Raw genomic sequence first — 26,415 nt, 5'->3', positions numbered from 1 at the left:
GTTCGCCACAGAAGACCTACTATCAGTTGCCGGCGCTGGGTGCGCCGGCCGCGGCCGGCAGCAGCGCCGCCTCCACGCGCCAGCTGTGGCTGGAGCACGTGAGCGTGGCGGATTATCTGGCGCAGAGCGGCGTGGTGTATCAGACCAACGACGTGCAGTATGTGATAGCCCAGAACAACCTGTGGGCCAGCCCGCTCGATCAGCAGCTGCAGCAAACGCTGGTCACCAACCTGAGCAGCGCGCTGCCGGGGTGGGTGGTCTCTTCGCAGCCGATGAGCAGCGATCAGGATGTGCTGAACGTGACCATCAGCGGCTTCCACGGCCGCTTTGACGGGAAAGCAATCATTCGCGGCGAGTGGGTGCTGAACCGCCAGGGGCGTTTGATCAAAAGGCCTTTCAACCTGGAGCTGAAACAGGGTGAAGATGGCTATGATGCCCTGGTGCGCACGCTGGCGCAGGGGTGGCAGCAGGAGGCCCAGGCTATCGCCAAGGTGTTGTCCCCCTAAAATGGCAATCAACAGCCATAATGCACCGGTGACGGCTTATGGTGATGGGATCAGATTCGGGATTAGGCCTGTTGACGACGCACCAGAATAAAAGAAAAAGTAAAAAAAGTTCCCATCTTACTTGGGAACTTTTTGATAAAAAATAACAGCATGACGACAGTCATTACCGCTGGCGCTCACAGCGTTGTCCATGCAGAAAAAAACGTTATGGCAGCCAAGAGCATCAGAGCATTATCAGAACTGATATAGATATAAGGTTTTAGATATTATTCTCGTCTGATATGCGCAACCTCATGCATATCAGACACTGAAGCGTTCACGTTTATTGTATTGTGACGAGTTCAACGACGCCATTTATAACAAACTGAACCCCCATACAGACCAGCAGGAATCCCATCACTCGGGAAATAGCATCGATTCCAGATGTTCCTACAAGCTTCATAACACCCAGTGACGCCCGCAGAGATACCCATAAAATCAGAGAAATGGCTATCGCAATCAGGGGGGGCGCGGTGTAGGCGACCCACAAATCCAGATGCGATGTTTCAGCGCTGAATGTCGACGCGGCACTGATCAACATAGCAATGGTACCCGGGCCTGCCGTACTGGGCATTGCCAAGGGGATAAATGCTATATTTTTGGTTTTTCCCTTCTCGCCGTTTTGAGGCTTATTCACATCCTGCGGAAACAGCATGTTAAACCCAATAAAGGCAACGATCATTCCACCTGCAATTCGTAATCCCGGAATGGATATGCCAAAGGTATTAATAACAGCCTTACCGGCATACCATGCAACCATCATAATCACAAAGACATAGAAAGCCGCCATAGCTGACTGCTTCTTTTTTTCTTGTTCAGACATGTCGCCTGACAGCCCAAGAAAAAGGGCTACAGTGGTCAATGGGTTTACCAGCGGCAGTAATAAAACCAACCCTAGCCCAATAAGTTTAAATAACTCAAACATCTTTCCACCTCCTTTTAAAGTGTCCCCCCGGAGCTATCTCCGGGGGTAAGTTCTATCGAGACTTCTCCCATTGCAGAACGGCGCTGATGGCAGCCGGCAATACCGTCAGGGTAAATAGGGTGGCAACGAATAGCCCACCAATAATGGCATAGGCCATAGGCCCCCAAAATACCTGATGCGCGATAGGTATCATCCCTAATATTGCTGCACAAGCCGTCAAGAGTATCGGTCTGGAACGATGCAGTGATGCCTCGACGATCGCCTCAGTATTATCCGCACCTTGCGCCCTGTTTATTTCCACTTCTTCAATAAGGATCACGGCATTGCGGATAATCATCCCCGCCAACGCAATCACGCCAAGAATCGCGACAAACCCCATTGGCGTTCCGGTGGGTAACATGGCGGCGACAACGCCAATCAAACCGAAGGGGGCAATCAACAGCGCCAGCATCATGCGTGAGAAACTACGCAACTGCACCATCAGCAAGATCAGCATCACCAATAAGGTCACTGGCAGAACGGCGAATACGGAACGGTTGCCTTTCATGGCTTCAATGACGCTTCCCCCCTCGGTAATGTGATATCCCGGAGGCAGACTTTTGCGTAATTCATCGACAACAGGCGCCAAACTCTTGGATACGCCGGACGCATTCAGCCCTGGCGCAATATCCGTTTGCACCGTAATGAAAGGCTCTCGTTGCCGCCGCCACTGAATAGGCTCAGCCAACGTATAGCCTATCGTTGCGATCTGCTTTAATGGCACAACGCGCCCATCGGCCGTCGTTAATTGCAAATCCGCGACGGTTTCAATGTCTCTCCGCGTATTTTCCGAAGCTCGCAGCACCACGTTAACCTGGCGGTTTCTGTCCCTGATCGTCGTTACAGCGGACCCCGAATACATTTCAGCAAGAGCGCTTGCGACATCCTGAGAGCTTAATCCCAAGGCCCTCGCTTCCGTCTGATTAAGCGTTATATAGAGTTCTCGTTGCGGTTCTCCCGCAGTAAGGTTGACCTCTCTTGTCTGCGGGTTGTCACCCAATTTCCCCGCCAACTCCATGGATATCTCACGGATTTTGGTCAGATCCGGGCCGGAAACGCGATATTTCAACGGCCAACCTACCGGGGGCCCCAGCTCCAACGGCGAAGCACGCGTAACAAGATGGCCGAAATCTTTTTGCAGAATTTTTTCAAGCCTGGACTTCACGGCGTCACGCTCTTCAAGTCCCTTGGTGACCACGACCAATTGAGCGATATTTTCGTTATCAAGCAACAGGTCCATCGGTAAATAAAACCGCACGGCACCCGATCCAACGTACGTCGTAAAATGATCAATATCGGGATCCTTCTTGAGGATTTCCTCCAAGCGAATGGCTTCCCTCGCCGTATCTTCCTGCACGGCATTTCTCGGCAGAGTCAGACTGACGAGTAACTCCGGCCTGTCAGAAGCGGGAAAGAACTCTTCTTCCATGTGCGAGGATCCGATAAAAGCAATGGCCAGCAACAGAACCGCCACGATGCCGGTCATCCCTCGGCGCTTAAGGATATATCGCAATGCACTTTCGTACTTTTGCATGACTTTACCTTTACCATGGGCGTGTTCCTTCATCACCTTAGGTAAAAGCCACACGCCTATCAGCGGTGAAAAAAGTACGGCAACAATCCAGGAGTTGATGAGTGAGATCAGCACCACCATGAACAGAGAATAACAGTACTCCCCCGCACTCGACGTTGCGAAACCGACCGGGATAAAACCGGCGATCATGACCAATGTGCCGGTCAGCATCGGGAAAGCCGTCGTCGTCCAGGCTTTTGTCGCCGCCTTTTTGACAGGGTCTCCTTTCTCCAGACGCGACATCATGATCTCTACAGTGATCATGGCATCATCGACCAGTAACCCCAGCGCAATAATTAATGCGCCAAGGGAGATACGCTGTATGCCTATACCGGCAATTTCCATGCCGATAAACGTCATGGCCAGCACCAGCGGAATGGATGCTGCAACCACTAACCCGGCACGAGTGCCTAATGACAAGAAAGACACAGCCAACACAATGACGACCGCCTCAAGGAGCACTTTCATAAAGCTCCCCACCGCGTCATGCACCACCGTCGACTGATCGGCCACTTTCAGCACGTTGATACCCGCAGGCAAGCGGCTGGAGATATCATCCATCTTTTCGTTAAGCGCTTTGCCGAAATCCAGCATATTGCCTGTCGGGGCCATGGAGATGGCCAGGCCAATCGCCGACTCCCCGTTAACTCTGAAGGCCGGCGTCGGCGGATCGACCGCCTCGCGAGAGATAGTCGCAATATCCGTCAGAGGAACGAATTTATCCTGAATATGCAGTGTCAGCTGTTTGAGGCTTTCTTCCGATGCGAAAGCGCCGCTGACTCTCAACATGACTTTATCTTTGTCGGTTCTGATTTCTCCCGCCGGAGTCACGGCGTTTTGCGCGCTGATGGCGTTCTTGATTTGGTCGAGCGTCAGCCCCATGCCCGCAATTTTCTGCGGTGAGAATGATAAGATGACCTGCTCTTCTTTCACGCCCAGCAGGTTCACTTTCCCAACATCCGGTAGCGTTAAGACGTCCGTGCGAACTTTATCAACCAGATCGCGCAGTTCACGCTCGCTGAATCCTTCACGCGTAAAGCCATAGATGGTGCCGTAGGTATCATCAAATTCATCGTTGACGGCAGGTGAACTGACGCCGGCAGGAAGCTGAGGGGAAACGTCCTTTATTTTTTTCCTGACCGTATACCACAGTTCTTTCACTTTCTCCGGCGGCGTATTATCACGCAGATAGATAAAAATAACCGACTCGCCGGGCCGGCTGTAACTCTCCAAATAATCAAGGTAAGGAACTTCCTGAAGTTTCTTCTCCAACGGATCGGTCACGAAATTGACGGTATCCTCCACAGAGGCCCCAGGCCAACTCGCGGAAACCACTGCCGTTTTAATGGTAAACGCCGGATCCTCGTTGCGCGGCAAGTTGTAATAGCTCATCACCCCGGCAATGGTGATAACCAACATAAAAAAGGCAACCAGTTGCTGATTGGCAAGCGCCCAGGCAGACAGGTTAAACTTCTCGGGTTCAGAGGCATTCATCAGAATTTATCCTCCAAACTCACTTTCTCCCCAGGCCGTAACTTGCTCACGCCAGCGATCACCACCTTGTCGCCAGGTTTGAGGCCATCAGCAATAAACACGTCCTCGGAGCTATAGCGAGTAACGTTAACTTTGCGCAATGCCAAGGTTAATGTATCCGGTTGAACGATTAAAACGGCAGGATCCACGCCATCACGGGTCATCGCAGACGCCGGCAGAACAAACGCTGCCTGCCCCGGGATCACGATACTTCCCTGCACCGTCGCGCCCAAAGCCATTTTCTCTGGAGGGTTCGGCAGCGAGACTCTGACTCGCCAGGTCCGCGTCTGCTTATCCGCCTGTGGATTCACATCTCGGATCACGCCCTCAGTCACGACGGAAGGATCGGAAAGCAGCGCAATCTTGACTTTATTATCGGAAAGATTGCTGTACAAAATTGCTTCTGGAACGTCAAATACGGCATCTACTCCCTGATTGAGTGAGAGCGTAACGACCCCCTGCCCTGCGCTGACAGTTTGTCCAGGATTCAGATTAACCGAAGTCACTACGCCATCTGAAGGCGCAACCAGACGGGTGTAACCCAATTGCTCCTGAGCGATTTTCAAATTCGATTGAGCAGAGACGCGTTTTGCCGCCGCGACTTCAAGATTGACCCTCGCTTCATCAACCTGAGCCTGCGCGATAGCACCGGTTTTGATCAATGATTGCAGCCTCCTGAAATTGAGAGCAGCCAGGCGCTCTGAAGAAACGGCACCGGCCAGTTCGGCCTGCGCACTGCGCACCTGATTCTCGTTATTTCTGGGCTCCAACGTCGCGATCGTTTGCCCCGCCTTTAATTTGTCCCCCACATCGACTGGGCGGCTGAGGAGCCGGCCGTCAATGCGAAACGAGAGCTGAGATTCCTCATGGGGGCGAATTTCTCCGGTATGCTTTATCAAAACTCCGCCAACCGGATTATCGACGACAAGCGTTCGTACGGAACGTGTAGGCACCTCCTGTGTCTTTGCTTTATCATCACATCCCGCCAAAAAAACGAACAGGGGAATAATAAACAGTTTCCAATATTGAAATAGAAACACGCTCTTGACCGTACTTATTAACCTGAACAAACCTACTGACATAAGACATTCTCCTGATAGTCTGTCGAAGAATTAAACCTTTTTTATGTGTAGATTTAGTCCATGTTTTTTCAAGGAATCATCAAGACTCTATTTTCATTGGAAGAATTAGTTGAAATAGCATCCCACCGTCAGGATGATTCTGAGCACTGAGACTGCCGTCGTGTTCGCGGCTTATCGCCATGGCGATAGAAAGACCGAGCCCACTTCCCCCCAGATTTCTCGACCGCGAGCTCTCCTCCCGGGAAAAACGTTCGAACATCAAGGGCAAAAAGGCTTCACTGACGCCCGGCCCATAATCGCGAAAACCGACGATAGCCTCATTATTAAAATGATTAACGGTGATTGTCAGTTTCTTGCCGGAATGCGCGTAGCGCATTGCATTTTTTATGAGAATCGTAACAACTTGCCCAATTCGGAACGGATCGGCATAGACGAATACAGGAGCAGGACATTCAAATTCAATCGTGAAGTTTCCCTGAGAAGCTTCAGCCTTTAACCATTGCAAACGCTCCTGAATCAAATCGCACAGATTCACATGGTATTTTTCTAATGATAATGCCCCGGCTTGCGACAATGACAGCGTTTGAAGATCATCAATAAGGCGATTTAGGCTATTCAAGGGCTGCATAACCAGATCTAACTGATTCTTGTCCGGCTCAAAAACCCCATCCATAATTCCCTGAAGGCGTGCGATGGAAGCCGTCAACGGCGAGCGTAACTCATGCGCCATAGCGATATGAGAAGCACGCAACTCCCCTTCATAATAAGTCAGTTTTTTGGTCATCTCATTGAAATCGTGTGTTAGAGTAAGAAGTTCTTCCGGCGCTTTCTCTTCTAATTTTGCTTGCACAGAGAAATCCCCCTCGGCGACTTTTCTCGCGGCAGTGACCAAATAGGAAAATTGCTTCGCCAATGGCCGCGACATATAGAGCCCCAGTAAGACCATGAGAGGTATAGCGACAACAACCAAAATAGCCAGCATAATCCAATCCCCCGACGTGATCGACGGATTAGCAAAGTCAATGCCATACCAATAGTGAAAAAGGCTATAAAACCTGTACAAATCTTCATTGGGATTATTAAGCAAGTGCAGGAATTCCTTTCGGACATCCGCCGGCATTTCATGATATAAAACCCAGGTACTATAAATGGCATAGCGCAACCACATACAGAGTGCAATAATAACAATCACCCCGACAGATTGGGAAATGACCCTCACGCAAATCCACTTCCAAAGCGAAACTCTTTTGCTTTTCTTATTCATTTATTCCAATACCTGTAGCCCATCGCTCTAACGGTCAGTAGTACATCATCCACCCCTACCGAATTGAGCTTTTTGCGCAAATTATAAATATGCGTATCGACAACCCGCTCAAATGCATCACTTTCCGGCAAACACATATTTAATAATGTCTGGCGGGAAAATGCTCTTTTTGGCGCACGCATTAGCACGGATAACAATAAAAATTCAGTCGGCGTAAGATCCACTGCAATTTTAATGTTTTCGGCGGGGCAGACGTGAACCAGCATCGCCTCTTCATCAAGTTGTACCGGGCCACAAATAATAAGCTCAGATTTTATATTTAAAGCAGTCGCTCTTCTCAGCACGGCATGAACCCGAGCAACCACCTCTCCCGGGTTATAGGGTTTCACGATGTAATCATCAACGCCGTGCCTCAACGAGGAGATCTTATCCTGAATCTCGCCGATTGCCGTCACCATGATGACCGGCACATCGCTCTTTCTACGCACACGTGCCAATATTTCATTGCCATTTATTCCCGGCAGCATGACGTCTAATAAAACCAAATCAGGTTGCCAGGAAAAAACCATCTCAAGCCCTTTAACACCATCGCCTACCTTAGCAACGGCAAAGCACTCTCTTTTTAGATAAGCTTCCAGGACTTCTGCAGCATGCATATCGTCCTCGATGATTAAAATTCTTCTTTCTTCCATATATTAACCTGCTATTCAGTCACGCTAATCAAGTAAAAATAATATAATAAAGTTTAGCACTTTTTTATTTAAAGAATAAACAAAAAACGAAGATAGTACATATCAGGCGATTAAAAATAAAGTCAGCACGACTTCATTCAAAACCAGCAAGACAAAAAACACGATGCAATAACATTAAAATTCAAATAGTTATCAACGAAACAGCATTAACCCAAAAATAAAAAAACAGAAATTGATAACATCTTGACAAAGTTAAGCAATAATCGAGATTTCAATAGCACCAACAGGTGAAGATATCGGGAGCCGATGCAATGGAAATGAGCAAAGTTGAACAGTCCAGAATATTTATTAATAGCGTTATCAATCTGTTGGAAATGCATCTCAGGCAACCGGTAAACATCATAAACCTGATTGATAAAACTGGATATTCCAGATGGTATGTTCAACGTAAATTCTGTGCTTTGGCCGGCATATCGATGAAGTCTTACATCAGATCAAGAAAAATGACAGAGGCGGCAAAAATGATTTTATCTACAGACAGAAAGATTATAGATATTGCACTTGAATATGGTTATCTGGAACAGCAGGCCTTCTGTCGCATCTTTAAAAACCACTATGGCGTTTCCCCTACGATGTTTCGCAAAATGAATAAGCCACGTGAGGATATTTGGATATCGGCGAAAACAGTGCTTGTAAAACTCACAAACGATGGGAAATGAAATCGAGGACGTAACGAAGTTACAACATGTTGTCAGCGATGAAGAAAAATAGGATATGATTAATCAGCGCATGTTTGTGATGAGAAATTCAATGGCCTATTATTATTTTAGCCAATTCATTAGCCAAAAACGCTCAGTAAGACAACATCCTTTATTTTTGAACGAATAAATTTTCCATAATTATACAATCAACGACGTTCTTCTATCGTTCGCCATACAGCGTATGATAGGGGCTATACCCTGGTTTTATATCAAACGCGCATCTATGGCTCGGCACAACGTATATCCATCATTGACGCATACGTGCATAAAATCCCCAGCGAAAAGAAATTCATACGCACTTATATTCGCTTAGCTCCAATTTTAGCTTCAGCTCTCTTAATTACATTATGATTTTACTGGGTTTGAGAAGGGATAGGAGCATTGTTCACCTTATACACCTTTTAGTTCTCTCCTTTTCTTTCAATGCATTGATAGGTGTGCTGTTCCCATTTCAGTACGCACCACTACCCACCTACTGAGTGAACAGTCTGAATCGCAGACACAAAAAAACCGGCCTGAGCCGGTTTGGGGAGCGCTTGTCGTTATGATATTGGCCGTTCAGCGGCCGATAGGATGCCCTGGTGTTGCTGCATGTGTTTGGGTCAATTCCACTATAGGCGGCGTGGCGATTGAGCGTCCAATGGGTTCGGCAGATCAATAATGGCCTATTGATCGGCTCGGCCGATCGACCCGCTCATCGTCACACCGCCCCGCACTTAGGCAGCCAGTCCGCTTCGCACTCGTCACTCAATATCAGGTTGGTCTGTATTCCCTGCTTGGTGCGGCGTTTGAGCAGCGTATGCTCATACTCTTTCAGCGTCTGCGGCACTGCCTGGCCGAACGCCGTCAGGTTCATCACGTGCTGATAACCCCGTGCCGCCATAAACGACAGGTAGGCGTGATACAGGTAGCGGCGCGGATTCGGCGGGGTGATGTTGGCATTGCCGATCATCATCCCTTCCGGGGTGCCCAGCACCGTCAGGTAACCACAAAAATCAACCAGCGGATCGGCATGCCGTTTGATTTCCAGGGCTTCCGCCGAACTCTGCTGCGCCTGAAGCAGTACGCGGGCGTCATTCGGGTTGGCGAAGCGCTGCATCAGGTGACGCACGATAACCGCCAGCTCTTCGGTGATCTTCGCCAGCAGCAACGGGTCGCGCTCCTCGGGGGCAATAGCTTCCGGGAACGGCAAAATAACGCGGCGGCGCGAGATGCCGCCGCTGCGGTCGCTGAACTGCATCGGGTTGTTGTTGACCGCCAAAATCACCGCCGGGATGTGCGCCGCGTAGGCGTCGCGGTATTTCGGGTCGATGGCGACCGCATCGCCGCCGGTGATGGCCTTGATACCGGCGCCGTCACCGCTCCACTTCTCCTGGTCGGGCAGAATAATCAGCGAGAAGCCGACCACGCTGGCTCGCTCGCGCGCCGACTCCAGGTTATCGATGGTGGCGGAGGTGGTGTTGTCCGCCCCGGCCAACAGCCGGGCGATGGCCGCCATTACGCTCTTGCCGCTGCCGCCGGGGCCGGTCACTTCGAGGAACAGCTGCCAGTCATAGCGGTTGGCCAGCACCATAAAGAGCGCCGCGAGAATACGCTCCTGCTTGTCGTGACTCCCCCCGGCGGCCCGCGTCAGCCACTGCCAGAAGTGCGGTGCATGGTCGGCTAGGTTCTCCCCGGCGCGCGGCGGCGTGTAGTCCACGCTGTTGACGGTGCGCAGCCAGTGCTCTTGCCGGTGGGCGCTAAACTGCCCGCTGACGGTATCAAATACCCCGTTACGAAAACCTATCAACCGCCGGGCCGGGTCGCCCATCTGCGGCACCATCAGCTTGAGGGTATCCAAAATGCTGTTGATACCGGCGGCGGAGAACGGCGCGCGCACCTTCTGGAACAACGCGGCAATCTCCCGGCTCAGCTGCCGGTGCGGCAGCACCTGCCAGGCGCCACGCGTATAGCGGCACAGCTCCTCTCCCACCGGCGGCACCGCCAGGGTGTTGCCGTAGTGTTCGGCTAGCAGCTCGGCCTTCTCGCTGGCGCTCATGGCTTTGAGGTCGGCATCGCTCAGCGTGTCGAACGGGCTGGGCTGCGGCGGCTGGCTAAATGCCTGTAGCTGGGCACGCGTGGACTCAGCGCCCTGCTGGCAGTAGACGTCGTTCCAGTCGCCTTCCGAAGGCGGTAGTGCAGGGATACCGCCGGTGAGTGTGGCCGCCTCGGCGGCGCGTGCCTGCCCGGTGCCGCTGCGGTCATTATCGGCCGCCAGCAGCAACCGTGCATCCGGGTAATGGCTGCGCAGCTGCTCTGCCACCGCCGCCAGATTGTTGGCGCTGAGCGCCACGCACACCGTTTCGCCGGTCAGGCGATGCACGGTGAGGCCGGTGGCGTAGCCTTCGGTGAGCCAGATAACCGCGTTGTCCGGGCCGCAGAGAGTGTGGCAGGCGGCTTTCACCTGCCCGCCTGCCAGCATACGCTTGTCACCGGCGGCGTTAATCAGCTGTACGTTAACCACTTCTCCCCCGGCATTGTACAGCGGCAGCAGCAGGTCACCGGGCTGGAAGGTTATTCCGCCAACGCGCAGCGGCTGGCCCTGCAAGGTCAGGGCGTCCACCTCCGGCCAGCCTTTGGCGCTCAGATAGGCATTGTCGGTCTGAGGTTGCGCGGCAGCCACCAGAGCCTGTGCCTGTCGCGCGGCCTTGCGCTGGGCCTCGGCTTTGTCTTGTGGTGAATGACCGGCCTCAGCGGCCGGTGGCAAAGCGTTGGCGTTTTCTCCCATCACGGCGGCCACCTGTTCGGCGGCGGCCCTGGCAGACAGTGACAGGGCCTTTTCCACCAGGTTGAGGCCGTCACCGGCCCCACACTGATTGCAGAACCAGGTGCCACGGCCGTCCTGGTTGTCGAAACGGAAGCGGTCTTTACCGCCGCAGGTCGGGCACGGCTGCGGCTTGCCGTTTGGCTGCAAGGCAATGCCGAGGGCCGGGAGTATCACCGACCAGTGGCCGGTGGCGGTGCGTACGGTCTGGGAAACGAAGTGGGCGCTCATGCTCTTCTCCTCAGTGTACGGTAGCGTGCTGTGCCGCCGACAGGCGCTCGCAGCACAGCTCGTCCATCATCTTTTGCCCCAGCGCGGTCAGGCGCAGTGCGGCCACCAGAACGTCCGGCTGCACCATGTCGCTCAACATCGTGCACGCCATGTCCATGCCATCCTCCGCACCGTACTGACGCACAAAATGCCCTTCCAGACGCAGGGCAATCGTCATCTGCAGCTCGTCCAGCGTGTAACCCAGGCTCACCCGGTAAAAGGCGCAGGTGTCCAGATAGGCTTGCGCCACGGCGCGGCGGAAAACGGCGGTACGGACTTCAATCGGTAAACAGGATGCAGTATTCATGCGGCGGTGGCCTCCATGCGGGCAAGAATTTGGGATTCACAGGTGTTGACGACGTGGCCGAGCTGGTCGGTCAGCAAGGCAATGACCGAGGCAAACGATGCCTGTTGCACGGCATCGGGGCGCTGCCCGCCGAGGTCGAGGGTGTCCAGCAGGTCGAGGAACAGCACGCCGGTGGCGTGCGCATGCTGGAGACGCAGAAAATCGGCGTGCGGGATAGGGTAATGGGTGTCACGGTAGTAACGGTCGGCCAGGGTGTTCATGCTGCCGCCTTAACCGGCAGACGACCGGCAAAGGACAACACATAATCACGGGCCAGCACGCGGCGGGCGTTGCGTTCGGTATCCGCCACGGTGCGCACGATACGCGGTGAAGCGGTCAGCGCAGAACGGCGTACGGCCGCAAACAAATAGCAGAATGTAGGGTGAGTCGGGGTGAGGGTCGTAGCCATGGTGGCAGCCTCCTTAGAGTAAAGGTTATTGCTACCACCGAAGTTCCTACACTTATGGGTGGTAGCCCAGACGGGGGTAGGAATACCGGCCTCTAAGAATACCGGCCAGCCCGAAGGCTGCCCCGCCTGAGCCACCATTGATTGACTGCTGCGATAGCATAACATCCACCGCGCAAAAAATGAGCAAGCAAAGGCTGCGACATAAAAAAACACGCCTGGCGCGTGTTGTGTCGCCTTAGAGATACACGGGTTCCTACGCCCGGCTGCCGATTTTGCGGCAGCGGGAGGACTATAACGCAGGGCCGGACGTGGGGGCAAGCCGTAAGACGCCCCCGGACGTTCAATCGATCGCATAGTGATCAACAGTCGGTAAGCGGGTCGTTGCGGGTATCGGCCGCCGCGCAGGTCAGCGGCACCGGCCCGGCACTGAACAGGCGCGGCTGCGCCTGGCGACTCGCCAGACGAATAACGCCGTGTTTTTCACTGCGGTGCTCCGGTAAGACGACGCCAGGCTCTTTACGCTGCAACAGGATAGCTTCCGCCACAAACAGCGCGTCGCGCTCATCAAGGGTGAAATGCTGGCGACCAAAGGTTAGCTGCATCATACGGCGGCCCCCTGGTGACGGTTAGCGATACGTTCATCCATCCACTGCTCGACCTCGGAGGCCAGCCAGGCGACGTTTTTACCGCCGAGGGAGACCTGGGCCGGGAACTGCCGGCGGCTCATCATCTCGTACACGGTGGAGCGGGACAGGCCGGTGGTGTAGAGCACTTCCGGTAGGCGGATAAAGCGCTCGCGTGGGGTGTAACCGCCAGGAAGCACCGGCGACAGAGTGGATGGGGCGGGGGTGGAAACGGTCAACATAAAACGCTACCTCTTTGTGTCCGGCCAACGCTGGCCGGGACTGTGTGAACTTCGGTAGCGCCCTATTATGTGAATATTTACCGGGGTGGCAACAAGGTGTTGTTGTGTGGCTCGTCAAGAAATGGTTATAAAAACAACAAATTATAATAGCTCAGCAATCCTCACTACTCCTCCCCCTTCCTCAACATTACCCCATAGTTTTCAACAATGAATTCATTGCTAATAAATAGGTATAAACAGACTAACCACCGCTAGCCAGGGAAAAGGCTGTTTTGGACTGGGTGAACAGTGGTGAACACCGGGTGAAGAGTTTAGTGAGAACTGTTCACCCTATTATTTACTGATTTATCTATATTTTTTCTTTAGGTGAACAGTAGTGAATAGTTTTAGGTAAAACTAAAAACGGCTTGATGGTTTTCTCATCAGCGCCCAAGGCTGTTGTCCTGGGGACAGTCCAACCGGGATGAATGGCGATGTTGTACGGCGGTCAGCAGAATAGCTTCACATTGACTGACACCGGAGACATGACCATGAGCACCACCGCCTTACCGAAATACATCACCGATAAACTGCAAGCCCTGCGTGACGCTCGCGCCGCCCACGACAAAAACTATCAGGCGTTGACCGACGTCGTAACCGGTATTGCCCGCTGCCACCAACAGAAGAAAGACACCGAAGTGCAGAGCCAGGAGGCAGAAAGCCAGTGGCGCCCCCTGTTTCGTAAACTGCGCGGAGAAATGACGCCGGAACCGCAAGCGCAACACCACAGCCGGATTTCCAAGCGGGAGCTGGCGAAAGAGTTCGACGGACTGATTGAGGAGATGGAGCTGGACAAAATGCAGCTTCACCTCAACTGCGGCGGCACAGCCCCGAAGGTGGTGAGCGCGCACAAAGACGCCCTCACGACCTTTGCAGCTCACGCGATGCATCAGGCCGTGGATGCGCTGAGCAAGGCGCTAATCAGCCCTGACGTTATCAAGGCGTGTGCACTGGCTTCACGGGCTTACGGCGTCTATGCGGACAATCCGATGAGGATGATTGAGCTACAGGTACAGGGCGCACTACAAGGCCGCATTCGCGCTACCATGGCTACGCAAAATATCGACCACCCGGTGCTTAATGAGATTGGCCTGACGATACCGGAAGAAACCGGCGTATTGCGGGAGCGACAAAGATGCCCAATGCGCCAGATGCGTGGGGCAAGAGAACTGGCGGAAAAACGCCGTCTGCTGCAAGAAAAAGGAGCCAAATCATGATGCGCTGCCCGCTGTGCACCCATGCGTCCTATACTCGCACCAGTCGCTATATCACGGAGCGGACAAAAGAGGCGTATTACCAATGTCAGAGCCTGACCTGTTCTTGCACATTCAAGACGGTGGAAAGCGTCGATAAAATCCTGTGCCAGCCGATACAGGCACAACCGGCCGATGAGAACGCCCTGCCACCGCCGGAGAAACGGACATTGAACCGTTATCGCCGCTACAACAGCAATCCAACCCTGCACTAAGCGCCCTCCTCAGCCCCGTCGCTCTCGCCAGCATCGCGGGGCATTACCCTTTTCACCTCGCCAAAAACAGCCTTTTTCCTGGCTAGCCAGCCTCAAATTGCGCGTGCATGCATAGGGTGCATGATTTTGCATGCAAGAAAATGCACTTTTCATCCCCTGCCGCACCAGTACTGGCGCGGCCTGCGGCCGTTCATGCAACTGCATGAAAAGCGACACATGAAGTGCGCAGGCGAGGCGGGGGAAGTATTGCGCGCAGAGATAAAACATAGGATTTCAGTTATCAATCATCGTATAAAGCCCTTCAAGGCCATCCAGTAGAAAGAACTGGGATGGTTTTCCTTTTTTCAATTGACCCTGGGTGTTAAAGCGCTGAGTTGAGGTCATAAGAACTGTAAAGTTTTTAGCTCTAGTAACCCCTACATAATGTAGATTCAGACATTGTTGAATATTTGTAAACACCTCATCAAATGAGCCCTCAATATACTCTCTTTGCGGTAAAATCCAGTCATACAGATCTACATGAAATACAAAATCAAACTCCAAACCTTTGGATTTATGCAAAGTCAAAACTTGAACCTCATCATCATTAGTCGGCCTATAGTTGTTTTGAACCCCTATATTTAAAAAAACCTCTTGAATTGCATCTATATGATTAGCGCTTAGATTTTTCAATCCAAACCTATAAAGTATTGCATTAAACAATGCTATACACCCATCATATTCAACTGATTTCACTGCACAAATCATTTTTCTTAATTCAACAAGATTTGATTTTTTTATTGTCTTGCCACCAAACTCATCAATTAAAGATTGCGCTGTATTTTTCGGGGTGAATTTTAACAAAATTAGCTTCTTTAAAAGCTGTGACTCACGACCATCCAACTTAGATAATTTATCGTCAAGGAAAACACGGTTAGGAAAAGTTAACGAAGAAGATATAATTTCAGCACTTTTGTTAGCACGAGTTAAGATTGCGATATCTTTTGGTCTTTTCGCATAACCTCGAGATACAATTAAGGGTATTTGTGCATCAATCCAATCCGCAATTTCTTTTTGCGAGCCTTTAATGCATTTTCTAAACACATGTATCTTTTCAGCCTTTAATAACTCACAGTTTGGGTTTTTTAATCTATTTGCATAGTTAACAATTGAAGGATGACACCTATGATTAATATTAATTGTAAAAGGTTTAAATTCAATATGATTATCCCTTAGATCGAGCAGATATTTTTCACTGCGACCTGAATACCCATAAATTGACTGATCTATATCACCTACAGCTGTCGATACAATCCCAGACTTAGAAAGAAATAGGAAAATAAGATGCTGCAAATGACCTGAATCTTGATACTCATCAATAAAAATTGATTTATATCTTGAGGTTAAATATCGCAAACATGATTTTGATTTTTTTAAAACATACAAAGACATTAAAGGTATCAACTCCATAACAACGACACCTGAAATGTACAGATCTCTTAGAGAAGAGAACTTATCTTCATCTATATTATAAGATACAAGTTCGTTTGAAAAAAGATGTGCTATCTCTTCCTTTTTTTCAGTACTTAACCCATTATATTTAATAGTTATAAAGTTGTTAGGAATCCCTCCCCACAAATGAGGCATGAATTTAATTATTAACTCTGACATGTAAAATTTATCAATCGTACCAAAAAAACTAGATTTCGTATCTGCCACAACTTTAGCACATCTTTTCTTTAATTCATCGCTAGATTTATTTGTATATGATATAGCGATAACACCTTGATATGATTTACACTCACTTAATATTTTAGCAACCTTATTGACTATTACTGTTGTTTTCCCACTACCAGGACACGCGGTTAAAACCATGTTCCCGTCATAATTTATAGCATCCTTTTGTTCCTCTGTGAGCTTCATTCCTCACCTCTAGCTAATCTCTCGCAATGATAGAGTGGCCTCGCAAGATCGCCACTTTCCAGTTTAATCAGGTTTTGTTTGTAGAGTTTAAGTAACTCACGCATCCTTATTGCTTTTTTTGATCTCAAGTAGTTAGCTGCAGAATCGATATCATCCTTTCCACTATAATCCATAACCTCGAGAGTAAACTCATTGCTTAAATCACCTTCAAGATCACTAAACGATAAATAAACCCCATGTCTATTTACTATTGGAGAATAATCTCCCCAAGCTGTAATCAACTCTGGCAAAGTTATTTCTGATTGTTGATTATCTTTACTTGCCAAATTACACAATTTCAAAGCTCTATTTATTCCAGCATATTGCCACTCCTGTTTTTTAGGAACTTTAGAACCATCATTATCTGTTCTTGCTACCCAGCTAATATTAAAAGCATCGAGTATTTTTTTATAAACATCAAACTGGACACCATCAACAGATATAATACTGATATTATAGAAATCCAAATCAATTTTAAGTGTATTAGCCAGCTGTTCATAAAACAAAACTTCAGAAGGACCTTCAACCAAAAAGACAACGTTAGCAAAAAATGCTTCTGCAGGAATGATACTCATTCTGTATCCCATGCCATCCCATGCGTCACTAATACATTCTGAGCATCCTTCACTAGCAGCCTCTGAAGAACCATTGTAAGAATGAATTTTCACTATCGAGTCTGGGGAGTAATTTACAGCAATCTGAGGGGAATGGGTAGTAACTATTGATTGCCCTGGTAAATCATTAATTAGATAACTTGAAACTTTTCTCTGTTGGTGAGGATACAAGTGCGCCTCTGGCTCTTCGATGCAATATATGACCACTTCATTCTCGACATCATGCTCTCTTACACTTTTAGTCTTCCACAAAGCTAAAAGTATTTGGTTATTAAATCCATCACCTCCCAACATTACTTTTGAACCATTTGCGTTAGAGCTTAACTCCAGCTTTTCTATAAATTGATCTGTACCTATAGCTCCAGAGTCTAACTGCACATTATATCTATCATTCGAATAAGAAAGTTTCTTTAACTCATCATTAAGTTCATCTGTCGCTGTAGTTACATAGCTAATCGCCTTAACTTTGTTATTCACGCCAACTAATAAATCATCTAATTCATTAAGGATACCCTTATCACTTTCTATCTGCTCTTGAGTGCGACTATCCTGTGCCAATTTCAACAAATGTCTTTTTTCAACATTTATATATTTATCCAGATCTCTTTGCGATTTAATATATCTCATATTTAGATATTTAAGATAAAATCGACTCGACACCTCTTCCATATGCTTTACATTAAATCCGATAAATATTTTATATTCTAACGTTGTTCTATAGGCAACATATCTTATTACTGTTCTACCTGCGTCACTCACACTCCCCGCAAGTCTTGAGAGTACCGCGTCTTCCTCAACATCGCTAAAATGCAAAGTTATCTCGATCTCATCAGATTGATTCCCACTAGAATCAATATGAAAGTCATTGTTTTTTGGCTCTAAGTCTAACTCAGAAAAGCTCTTATCTAGTAGCAATCGTATCGCATGAATTAGGTTAGTTTTTCCAACATCATTCGCACCAATAATAAGAGTTGCTTTATTTAATTTTACATATGCGTCTGAGTAATTTCGGTACCCTTTTAAATAAACACCAGATATATACATCACTCCCCCTCAGAGAATATATAACTTGAATAGAAGACCATCATTTTGATGCGTGGAGATAGATAATTTGCATGATTATATGTTCCACGAATAGCATTTTTATCAACATGTGCCAGTTGTACTTCAATCCATTTTGAGTCGAATCCATTTTCATGCAGTATAGTCGACATGGTATGTCTAAACCCATGACCTGTAACACGTCCTGCATAACCTATGCGCTTAATCAGTTGATTTATGCTGGCCTCGCTCATCGGCTTGTTCGGATCGTTCCGCCCCGGAAAAACATAGCGATAGTTTCCTGTCATCATCTTGAGCTCATTTAGTAACTTTAACGCTTGGGTAGATAATGGCACAAGATGGGACCTACGCATTTTCATCCTCTCAGCAGGAATTTCCCAAATAGCGTTATCTAGATCAAATTCCGACCATAATGCAGCACGTAGTTCAATGGTTCTTACCCCCGTAATCATCAGTAATTTAGTAGCAATCTGTACAAGCCGACTCCCTGTGTAACTGTCTAAAGCACGCAGAAAATCAGGTATCTCCTCAGCTTTTAAGAACGGGAAGTGATTAGATTTATGTACTTCTAGGGCGCTTGAGAGATCTGCGGCGGGATTAAACTCAGCTCTCCCCGTAGCAATGGCATAGCGAAAAACTTCCGAGCAGCGCTGTCGCACTTTGCGCATTTTCTCTAAAGCACCACGATTCTCAATTTTACGCAGCACATTCAGCAGCTCTAACGGTTTAATTTCGCCTACTGGTCTCGCCCCCATGTAAGGGAAAATATCGTTCTGAAACGCTTCGATGATATCTGAGGCATATCCCGACGACCATTTAGTAGACTTAAGCTGATGCCATTCTCTGGCTATCTTTTCGAAGGCGTTTTCAGACTCAATTTGCAAAGCAAGTTTTTGTTGTTTGCGAACCTCACTGGGGTTTTTTCCCTCCGCGACCAGTTTGCGGGCATCGTCACGACGGGCTCGAGCATCAGCAAGTGTGATCGTTGGGTACACGCCAAGTGAGATCATTTTGGGTTTACCGGCATAACGATAGCGGAACCGCCAGCTCTTGCTTCCATTAGGTTCTATAAGCAATGACAGCCCTTGCCCATCTCCAAGTGTATAGGTTTTAGCTTCAGGCTTAGCGCGGCGAATCTGCATATCGTTTAAAGGCATGTGTATAGGAATCCAAGACCGAACAGGAACATATACGCAATCCTATACATATTAGATACCGGATTCCACTGGAACATTACGGACTAATACGGATTAAAAAATCACAAATACCTTTATAAAACAGAGTGGTTATGGATGAATACGGATGTCATAGGAAGAAAGGATGGTGCCGATAATAGGAGTCGAACCTACGACCTTCGCATTACGAATGCGCTGCTCTACCAACTGAGCTATATCGGCATCGAACCGGGCCTGCGGGGCAAGCCGGAAGTGCGTTGAACAAGGTAGACCTGCGCGCGAAATGAGTCAATAGCCGCCGGGGCGTTTGGTTGTTTTGCAAGCAGTGATACTGCCGTGCCCCCAAAAACACTCAGGGCGCAGCACGCTGCGCCCTGACGTCTTTATGACCGCAATCCGGCCTTAGCTGCGCACCAGATCGTCGCCGTAGCCAATCCACTTGTAGGTGGTCAGCGCGTCCAGGCCCATCGGGCCGCGGGCGTGCAGTTTCTGGGTGCTCACCGCCACTTCCGCGCCCAGGCCGAACTGGCCGCCGTCGGTGAAGCGGGTGCTGGCGTTGACGTACACCGCCGAAGAGTCCACCGCGCGCACGAAGTGCTCGGCGCTGCTCAGCGAACGGGTGAGGATCGCGTCGGAGTGGTTGGTGCCGTGGGTGCGGATGTGGTCGATGGCCTGATCGATATCGTCCACCAGCAACACGTTCAGATCCAGCGACAGCCATTCGTCGTCGTAATCCTCCGCGTTCACCGGCACCACCGTCGCCGGGCCGCCCTGCAGCAGCGGCAGCGCGTTTTCCGCCGCGTGCAGCGTCACGCCCGCCGCCGCCATTTTGGCGCTCAGCGCCGGCAGGAACTCGGCGGCGATGCTGCGGTTCACCAGCAGCGTTTCCAGCGAGTTACAGGCGCTCGGGCGCTGGATCTTGGCGTTTTCAATCACCGTCAGCGCCTTGTCGAAATCGACGTCGGCATCCACGTAGGTGTGGCACACGCCGATGCCGCCGGTGATCACCGGGATGGTCGATTGCTCGCGGCACAGCTTGTGCAGGCCGGCGCCACCGCGCGGGATCAGCATGTCGACATAGCGATCCAGGCGCAGCAGCTCGTTCACCAGCGCGCGATCCGGGCTGTCGATCGCCTGTACCGCCGCCGCCGGCAGGCCGCACTGTTCCAGCGCCTGCTGGATCACTTTCACCGTCGCCTGGTTGGTGTTATGCGTCTCTTTACCGCCGCGCAGGATCACCGCGTTGCCGGTTTTCAGGCACAGGCTGGCGACGTCGATGGTGACGTTCGGCCGCGCCTCGTAAATCACGCCGATCACGCCGAGCGGCACCCGGCGGCGCTCCAGCTTCAGCCCGCTGTCCAGCAGGTTGCCGTCCAGCACGTGACCGACCGGATCGTTCAGGCGGCACACCTGGCGCACGTCGTTGGCGATCGCCGCCAGCCGCGCCGGGGTCAGCAGCAGGCGATCGAGCAGCGCTTCGCTCATGCCGGTGGCGCGCGCCTGCGCCATGTCTTGTTCGTTCGCCAACAGGATCGCTTCGCTGTTGGCCTCCAGCCTGTCGGCCATCACCGACAGCACCTGATTCTTCTTCGCCGTGCTCAGCACCGCCAGCTGCCAGGAGGCCTGCTTGGCGGCCTTCCCCATCTGCTCCAGCATGCTCACTCCTTAACTGACAATCATATCGTCGCGGTGCACTGCCACCGGACCGTATTCATAACCGAGGATTTCGCTGATTTCCTGCGAGTGGTGCCCGGCGATCATGCGCATCGCGTCGCTGTTGTAGCGGCTGACGCCGTGCGCCAGATCGCGCCCCGCCAGGTTGCGGATGCGGATCACTTCGCCGCGCGAGAAGTCGCCCTTCACGTCGCGGATACCCTTCGGCAGCAGCGAGCTGCCGCGCGCCATCATCGCTTCCACCGCGCCGTCGTCGACGGTGATCTCGCCGGCCGGCGGCGCGCCGAAGATCCAGCGTTTGCGGTTTTCCAGCGGGGTTTCCAGCGCGTGGAAACGGGTGCCCACCGGTTTGCCTTCGATCACGTCCGCCACCACGCCCAGTTTGCTGCCCGCGGCGATCACCACGTCGATGCCGGCGCGGCAGGCCACGTCGGCCGCCTGCAGCTTGGTGCCCATGCCGCCTGTGCCCAGGCCGGAGACGCTGTCGCCGGCGATGGCGCGCAGCGCGTCATCGATGCCGTGCACTTCACGGATCAGTTCGGCCTGCGGGTTGTTGCGCGGATCGGCGGTGTAGAGGCCCTGCTGATCGGTCAGCAGCAGCAGTTTGTCGGCCCCGGCCAGAATGGCCGCCAGCGCCGACAGGTTATCGTTGTCGCCCACCTTGATTTCGGCGGTGGCGACGGCGTCGTTCTCATTGATTACCGGCACGATGCGGTTGTCCAGCAGCGCCGTCATGGTGTCGCGCGCGTTGAGGAAGCGCTCGCGGTCTTCCAGATCGGCGCGCGTCAGCAGCATCTGCCCGACGTGGATGCCGTAAATGGAAAACAGCTGTTCCCACAGCTGGATCAGCCGGCTCTGCCCCACCGCCGCCAGCAGCTGCTTGGAAGCGATAGTGGCGGGCAGCTCGGGGTAGCCCAGGTGTTCGCGCCCGGCGGCGATGGCGCCGGAGGTGACGATGACGATGCGGTGGCCCGCGGCGTGTTGCTGCGCGCACTGGCGCACCAATTCGACGATGTGGGCGCGGTTCAGACGCAGCGATCCGCCGGTCAACACGCTGGTGCCCAATTTCACAACCAATGTCTGGCTGCCGTTCATAGTATTTCTGCCGTGTGTAATGATGAGAAGAAGAGTGCAAGGTCTTTGTAACAGGAGAGACGCGTTATGCCAACAGGCACAACGCGAAATCAGCACAATACGTGGTCAAACGGGGTCAGGCGGAGAGTTTGATCAGTTTTTCTTTGAAATCGTCGGCGGGTTCCAGCCCCAGTTCCATGGTCGCCAGCAGCTCGCCCAGGCGGCGATGGAAGTCGCGCAGGGTGTCTTCCAGCTTGGCGTTCACTTCATCATCCTTAATGTTTTGCGCCGTCCAGTCGCCTTCTTTGTCGAACAGGCCGAATTGGTACGAATAGGTGAAGCGCGCCTCTTCCGCCTGCAGCTCCATCCACCAGCCCCAGAACTCGCGCTTCTCCGGAGCGGGCTTTACATTGACGCAGACGGCCAAACAATCAAAGAAAAAACGGTCGTTTTCACATTGCCCTTCACGCAGGTACGGCCCCAAGCTGGCAAAACGTTTCATTAGTCGGCTTTTAGGGTGACCACTCGGTAACGTCATTCTCTAACCTCCTCAATGTAGACCACTCTTTTTAACAAACTGTTAAAATTTAGCAACTAATTAACGCATTTTGTCCTTCAGCCAGCCGGACATTTGCAGCAGCGCCCGGTGGAAACTGTCGTAAACCGGGGTGCGCGGGATGGCGACCAGCTTGCCGCTCACCGAGGAGGTGACGATCAGCTGCGACTCCTCTTTCGGGCTGAGCGTATCGCGCTCCCAGTAGCCGGAGATCATCGGCGTCGGGCAACGGCGCCCCAGCAGCCCCTGCATTTTCAGCGAGTAGCTGTTCAGCTCCACCTTCAGCACGTTGTCCGAGGCGTTGGCCATGCCCATGCGGCTGGCCAGCACGTCCATATACATGTCCGGTACGTTCAACTGGGTGCTGCTGTCGCACAGCAGGCGATGCACCACCGGCCCCAGGCAGGCTACGCCGCGCAGCCGCTGCGGCTCCAGGTAGGCCAGCCGCACCGCCACGTTGGCGCCGAAGCGGAAGCCGAAGGCGCTCACCCGCTGATGATCCACCCACGGCACCGAGGCCAGCTGGATCAGCACCTGCTGGTGCAGGTAGCTGGAATCCTGCGTCAGCTTCCATTTGCAGGAGGAGCCGATCGACGGCATGTCGAGCGTCAGCATGGCGATGCCGTGCGGCGCCAGGTAGTCGCGGAACAGGCGATGATAGTCGGTCTGCAGCGTATCGAGGCTGCCGCACATCAGCACCGTCGGGAACGGCGCTTCGCCCTTCTCCGGCATGTGCAGGAAGCCGGTGACGCTGGCGCCGCCCTCGATGCGGAACTCCAGCTCTTTCAACTGATACGGCAGCAGTAGCGCCGCCTCTTCGTACGCGCGGTTGGCGAGCATCTCCGCCTGTTCGGCCAGCTCGTCGCCCTTCAGGTGCGGGTAACCGGCGATGCTGTACAGGCTCGCGGCCTTCAGCCAGTATTGGCCGCCGAGCAGCGGATCCTGCTGCTCCGTCGCCCGCTGCTGCCACTGCATGCCCTGATGGATCCACTCGTAGATCCAGTTGCCGTTGCGGTAGCCCACCACGGTATCCAGCCGCTGCGGATTGCTGCGTTCGGCGTCGGAGGCGGCGATGCGCGCCAGCACTTCGTGGATTTCGATCGGGCTGACGCCACGCCAGGCCCACAGCAGCGGATTCAGCATGCGGTACCAGCTGCCGGTGGTGTCGCCTTCCAATGCGGAATGCATGGCGGCGCTCACTTTGTTGCGCGCGCGCAGCACCAGCGTCGAGGTTTCAGGGTGTTTGAATTTGGGCTTGAAAAGAATTTCAGAAAGGTTGGCCTGTGCCATGGTAACAACAGCCTCCGTAAATCTGGCGATAGGCCGCAAAAGGCCTACTTAACTGGAGGTAGTGTACCTAACTCTGGCGGGATAAACCAAAATAACGCAAACGCCCGGCATAACCGGGCGTTTGCTTGGAACTGGCTGGGCTTAGCGGCCGCCGATCGGTGGAACGAAGCTGACGCCCATATCCCACGGCTGTTCGATCCAGGTGTCCTGCGGGATGTCGACCACGTAGTCGTCCACCAGCGGACGGCCCGCCGGTTTGGCGAAGATGGTGACGAAATGCGCTTTCGGGTACATATCGCGGATCGCTTTCGCGGTGCCGCCGGTATCCACCAAATCATCCACCACGATGAAGCCTTCACCGTCGCCTTCGGCGCGCTTGAGCACTTTCATTTCGCGTTGGTTGTCATGGTCGTAGCTGGAAATGCAGACGGTATCCACATGACGGATGCCCAGTTCGCGCGCCAGCAGAGCCGCCGGCACCAGGCCGCCGCGGCTTACGGCAATGATGCCCGTCCATTTGTCGGCAGGCAGCAGGCGGTGCGCCAGCTTGCGTGCGTGCATTTGCAGCATATCCCAGGTAACAACGTATTTTTCGCTCATAGAATCGTGTCCCAGCCGGCTGGTGAAGCGGCTTACTTTATAGTTCAGGGGAAAAAAGGTTGCGCGAGATTATAGAGACTGGCCGCGTTGAATTCCAGTTGTACCGAGGAAAACCTCGCGATTTCCGACGTGCGGCTTTTCGGTGATTGATGCTGAAAAAGCGAACGTTCCCGCAGCGAAGCCGTGTGATCAAGCGCTTAAACCGCACAATACGGTGCGCGCACCGCCGGAAATAAAGTGATATTCTCTGGTGATCGTGCCACGACGCACAGATACCCGCTCACCTTAACCGCGCGGCACGCCCGTCCTGTCGGAGCCTGCCGTCACAGGAGACTTATAGTGTCTGAATTGTCTCAGCTTTCGCCACAGCCGCTGTGGGATATTTTCGCCAAGATCTGTTCTATCCCGCACCCTTCTTATCATGAAGAAGCGCTGGCGCAGCACATCCTCACCTGGGCCAAAGAAAAGAACCTGCACGCCGAGCGCGATCGGGTCGGCAATATCCTGCTGCGCAAGCCGGCCACCAAAGGCATGGAAAATCGCAAGCCGGTCGCGCTGCAGGCGCACCTGGACATGGTGCCGCAAAAGAATAACGACACCGTGCACGACTTTGCCAAGGATCCGATCCAGCCTTATATCGCCGGCGAGTGGGTGAAAGCGCGCGGCACCACGCTGGGCGCCGACAACGGCATCGGCATGGCCTCTGCCCTGGCGGTGCTGGCCGACGACAGCGTTGAGCACGGCCCGCTGGAAGTGCTGCTGACCATGACCGAAGAGGCCGGCATGGACGGCGCCTTCGGGCTGCAGCCGAACTGGCTGCAGGCGGATATCCTGATCAATACCGACTCCGAAGAAGAAGGCGAAATCTACATGGGTTGCGCCGGCGGTATCGACTTCATCACTACCCTGCCGCTGCAGCGCGAAGCGGTGCCGGCCGGTTATCAAACCCTGAAGCTGACCCTCAAGGGCCTGAAAGGCGGCCACTCCGGCGCCGAGATCCACGTCGGTCTGGGCAACGCCAACAAGCTGCTGGCGCGCTTCCTGTTCGCCCATGCGGCGGCGCTGAACCTGCGCGTGCTGGATCTGAACGGCGGCACCCTGCGCAACGCCATCCCGCGTGAAGCCTCTGCGGTGGTTGCGGTGCCGGCGGACAAGGCCGACGTGCTGAAAGCGCTGAGCCAGGAGTTCCTGACGGTGCTGCAGAACGAACTCTCCGCCAAAGAGAAGAACATCACCGTGCTGCTGGAGCCGACCACCAGCGCTTCGCAGGCGCTGAGCGCCGACAGCCAGCAGCGCTTCCTGGCGCTGCTGAACGGCACGCCGAACGGCGTGATCCGCATGAGCGACGCGGTAAAAGGCGTGGTGGAAACCTCGCTGAACGTCGGTGTGGTCACCACCAGCGAAAACGAAGCGGAAATCATCTGCCTGATCCGCTCGCTGATCGACAGCGGCAAAGACTACGTGGTCGAGATGCTGACCGCGCTGGGCCAGCTGGCCGGCGCCAAGGTGGCGCCGAAGGGCGGCTACCCAGGCTGGCAGCCGGACGCCGACTCGCCGGTGATGCACCTGGTGCGCGAGCTGTATCAGGAGCTGTTCGACAAGACGCCGAACATCATGGTGATCCACGCCGGCCTGGAATGCGGTCTGTTCAAAAAGCCGTATCCAAACATGGACATGGTATCGATCGGGCCAACCATCACCGGCCCGCACTCGCCGGATGAGCAGGTGCATATCGAAAGCGTCGGTCTGTACTGGAAGCTGCTGACCTCGCTGCTGAAAGCGATCCCTGAGCGCGCATAAGCCGCGCGCTTAACG

The 26,415-nt window shown here is 52.7% G+C and carries 24 protein-coding genes and 1 tRNA gene; 5 read left to right on the top strand and 20 right to left on the bottom strand.

Going from position 1 to position 26,415, the window contains the following annotated elements; all coding sequences use genetic code 11:
- The coding region (gene pqiC, locus ACJ8HB_RS24145) for a membrane integrity-associated transporter subunit PqiC (RefSeq protein ID WP_442522809.1) at positions 1-506 on the top strand (506 nt) is incomplete at its 5' end.
- Between the two features lie 322 nt (positions 507-828).
- Here pqiC and ACJ8HB_RS24140 read toward each other — a convergent pair.
- The 5 genes from ACJ8HB_RS24140 to ACJ8HB_RS24120 form a co-directional block, all read right to left on the bottom strand.
- Positions 829-1,470 carry a MarC family NAAT transporter gene (locus ACJ8HB_RS24140; RefSeq protein ID WP_033645085.1) on the bottom strand — a complete coding sequence of 214 codons (642 nt, stop codon included), beginning with the start codon at positions 1,468-1,470 and terminating at the stop codon, positions 829-831.
- A gap of 52 nt (positions 1,471-1,522) precedes the next feature.
- Positions 1,523-4,576: an efflux RND transporter permease subunit gene (locus tag ACJ8HB_RS24135; protein WP_047569155.1), complete on the bottom strand. Its 3,054-nt coding sequence runs from the start codon at positions 4,574-4,576 to the stop codon at positions 1,523-1,525.
- Positions 4,576-5,697, bottom strand: coding sequence for an efflux RND transporter periplasmic adaptor subunit (locus ACJ8HB_RS24130; protein WP_047569157.1), 1,122 nt, complete (start codon positions 5,695-5,697; stop codon positions 4,576-4,578). The genes ACJ8HB_RS24135 and ACJ8HB_RS24130 overlap by 1 nt, the downstream gene beginning before the upstream one ends.
- Before the next feature lie 79 nt (positions 5,698-5,776).
- Positions 5,777-6,961 (bottom strand): sensor histidine kinase, encoded by a 1,185-nt coding sequence (locus tag ACJ8HB_RS24125; RefSeq protein WP_033645089.1) that lies wholly within the window; start codon positions 6,959-6,961, stop codon positions 5,777-5,779.
- Positions 6,958-7,653 carry a response regulator transcription factor gene (locus tag ACJ8HB_RS24120; RefSeq protein ID WP_047569159.1) on the bottom strand — a complete coding sequence of 232 codons (696 nt, stop codon included), beginning with the start codon at positions 7,651-7,653 and terminating at the stop codon, positions 6,958-6,960. The genes ACJ8HB_RS24125 and ACJ8HB_RS24120 overlap by 4 nt, the downstream gene beginning before the upstream one ends.
- 311 nt (positions 7,654-7,964) lie before the next feature.
- Here ACJ8HB_RS24120 and ACJ8HB_RS24115 point away from each other — a divergent pair, with 311 nt between their 5' ends.
- Positions 7,965-8,372, top strand: coding sequence for a helix-turn-helix domain-containing protein (locus tag ACJ8HB_RS24115; protein ID WP_052133461.1), 408 nt, complete (start codon positions 7,965-7,967; stop codon positions 8,370-8,372).
- Between the two features lie 742 nt (positions 8,373-9,114).
- On the opposite strand, the gene ACJ8HB_RS24110 is transcribed toward ACJ8HB_RS24115, so the two are convergent.
- Genes ACJ8HB_RS24110 through ACJ8HB_RS24085 form a run of 6 tightly spaced genes read right to left on the bottom strand, consistent with a single transcriptional unit; the run spans position 9,115 to position 13,107 of the window.
- Positions 9,115-11,448: a primase-helicase zinc-binding domain-containing protein gene (locus tag ACJ8HB_RS24110; protein WP_047569161.1), complete on the bottom strand. Its 2,334-nt coding sequence runs from the start codon at positions 11,446-11,448 to the stop codon at positions 9,115-9,117.
- 10 nt (positions 11,449-11,458) lie between these two features.
- Positions 11,459-11,794 (bottom strand): DUF5375 family protein, encoded by a 336-nt coding sequence (locus tag ACJ8HB_RS24105; protein ID WP_047569163.1) that lies wholly within the window; start codon positions 11,792-11,794, stop codon positions 11,459-11,461.
- Positions 11,791-12,054 carry a hypothetical protein gene (locus ACJ8HB_RS24100; RefSeq protein WP_015376559.1) on the bottom strand — a complete coding sequence of 88 codons (264 nt, stop codon included), beginning with the start codon at positions 12,052-12,054 and terminating at the stop codon, positions 11,791-11,793. The genes ACJ8HB_RS24105 and ACJ8HB_RS24100 overlap by 4 nt, the downstream gene beginning before the upstream one ends.
- Positions 12,051-12,596: a host cell division inhibitor Icd-like protein gene (locus tag ACJ8HB_RS24095; protein WP_046897664.1), complete on the bottom strand. Its 546-nt coding sequence runs from the start codon at positions 12,594-12,596 to the stop codon at positions 12,051-12,053. The genes ACJ8HB_RS24100 and ACJ8HB_RS24095 overlap by 4 nt, the downstream gene beginning before the upstream one ends.
- Positions 12,597-12,601: 5 nt before the next feature.
- The gene (locus tag ACJ8HB_RS24090) at positions 12,602-12,847 is read right to left on the bottom strand and encodes a hypothetical protein (RefSeq protein WP_033635644.1); all 246 of its coding nucleotides are present in this window, start codon (positions 12,845-12,847) and stop codon (positions 12,602-12,604) included.
- Positions 12,844-13,107 carry a helix-turn-helix transcriptional regulator gene (locus tag ACJ8HB_RS24085; RefSeq protein ID WP_046897663.1) on the bottom strand — a complete coding sequence of 88 codons (264 nt, stop codon included), beginning with the start codon at positions 13,105-13,107 and terminating at the stop codon, positions 12,844-12,846. The genes ACJ8HB_RS24090 and ACJ8HB_RS24085 overlap by 4 nt, the downstream gene beginning before the upstream one ends.
- Before the next feature lie 530 nt (positions 13,108-13,637).
- On the opposite strand from ACJ8HB_RS24085, the gene ACJ8HB_RS24080 reads away from it, so the two are divergent.
- Together ACJ8HB_RS24080 and ACJ8HB_RS24075 are read left to right on the top strand one after the other, a co-directional pair.
- Complete coding sequence (locus ACJ8HB_RS24080) at positions 13,638-14,363, top strand: hypothetical protein (protein ID WP_047571686.1); 726 nt, start codon at positions 13,638-13,640, stop codon at positions 14,361-14,363.
- On the top strand, positions 14,360-14,614 hold the full coding sequence (locus tag ACJ8HB_RS24075) for an ogr/Delta-like zinc finger family protein (RefSeq protein ID WP_047569171.1): 255 nt from the start codon (positions 14,360-14,362) through the stop codon (positions 14,612-14,614). The genes ACJ8HB_RS24080 and ACJ8HB_RS24075 overlap by 4 nt, the downstream gene beginning before the upstream one ends.
- Positions 14,615-14,887: 273 nt before the next feature.
- On the opposite strand, the gene ACJ8HB_RS24070 is transcribed toward ACJ8HB_RS24075, so the two are convergent.
- From ACJ8HB_RS24070 to gpt, 9 genes are all read right to left on the bottom strand, one after another.
- On the bottom strand, positions 14,888-16,516 hold the full coding sequence (locus ACJ8HB_RS24070) for a UvrD-helicase domain-containing protein (RefSeq protein ID WP_072021581.1): 1,629 nt from the start codon (positions 16,514-16,516) through the stop codon (positions 14,888-14,890).
- Positions 16,513-18,213 (bottom strand): ATP-dependent nuclease, encoded by a 1,701-nt coding sequence (locus ACJ8HB_RS24065; protein WP_072021582.1) that lies wholly within the window; start codon positions 18,211-18,213, stop codon positions 16,513-16,515. Before ACJ8HB_RS24065 ends, ACJ8HB_RS24070 begins: the two co-directional genes overlap by 4 nt.
- A complete protein-coding gene (locus tag ACJ8HB_RS24060) occupies positions 18,213-19,388 on the bottom strand; it encodes a tyrosine-type recombinase/integrase (protein WP_047569172.1) in 1,176 nt (391 codons plus the stop codon). Before ACJ8HB_RS24060 ends, ACJ8HB_RS24065 begins: the two co-directional genes overlap by 1 nt.
- A 164-nt stretch (positions 19,389-19,552) precedes the next feature.
- Positions 19,553-19,628 (bottom strand) — tRNA-Thr (locus ACJ8HB_RS24055).
- Positions 19,629-19,808: 180 nt separating this feature from the next.
- Positions 19,809-21,062, bottom strand: coding sequence for a glutamate-5-semialdehyde dehydrogenase (gene proA / locus ACJ8HB_RS24050; RefSeq protein WP_015376739.1), 1,254 nt, complete (start codon positions 21,060-21,062; stop codon positions 19,809-19,811).
- Positions 21,063-21,071: 9 nt separating this feature from the next.
- Complete coding sequence (proB, locus tag ACJ8HB_RS24045) at positions 21,072-22,175, bottom strand: glutamate 5-kinase (RefSeq protein ID WP_033653331.1); 1,104 nt, start codon at positions 22,173-22,175, stop codon at positions 21,072-21,074.
- A 115-nt stretch (positions 22,176-22,290) separates the two neighbouring features.
- Positions 22,291-22,692 (bottom strand): sigma factor-binding protein Crl, encoded by a 402-nt coding sequence (crl, locus tag ACJ8HB_RS24040; RefSeq protein ID WP_004930258.1) that lies wholly within the window; start codon positions 22,690-22,692, stop codon positions 22,291-22,293.
- A gap of 60 nt (positions 22,693-22,752) precedes the next feature.
- Entirely contained in the window at positions 22,753-24,000 is a 1,248-nt protein-coding gene (gene frsA / locus ACJ8HB_RS24035) for an esterase FrsA (RefSeq protein WP_033653332.1), read from the bottom strand.
- Positions 24,001-24,141: 141 nt separating this feature from the next.
- Positions 24,142-24,600, bottom strand: coding sequence for a xanthine phosphoribosyltransferase (gpt, locus tag ACJ8HB_RS24030; RefSeq protein ID WP_033637215.1), 459 nt, complete (start codon positions 24,598-24,600; stop codon positions 24,142-24,144).
- Between the two features lie 339 nt (positions 24,601-24,939).
- On the opposite strand from gpt, the gene pepD reads away from it, so the two are divergent.
- On the top strand, positions 24,940-26,400 hold the full coding sequence (gene pepD / locus ACJ8HB_RS24025; RefSeq protein ID WP_047569178.1) for a beta-Ala-His dipeptidase: 1,461 nt from the start codon (positions 24,940-24,942) through the stop codon (positions 26,398-26,400).
- The last annotated feature ends 15 nt before the right edge of the window (positions 26,401-26,415 follow it).

Origin of the sequence: Serratia sp. CY27727, from assembly GCF_052169275.1 — a bacterium.
Taxonomy (GTDB): Bacteria; Pseudomonadota; Gammaproteobacteria; order Enterobacterales; family Enterobacteriaceae; genus Serratia; species Serratia sarumanii.
Note: the sequence above shows the minus strand (reverse complement) of the source record. Positions and strands in the feature narration are given on the sequence as shown.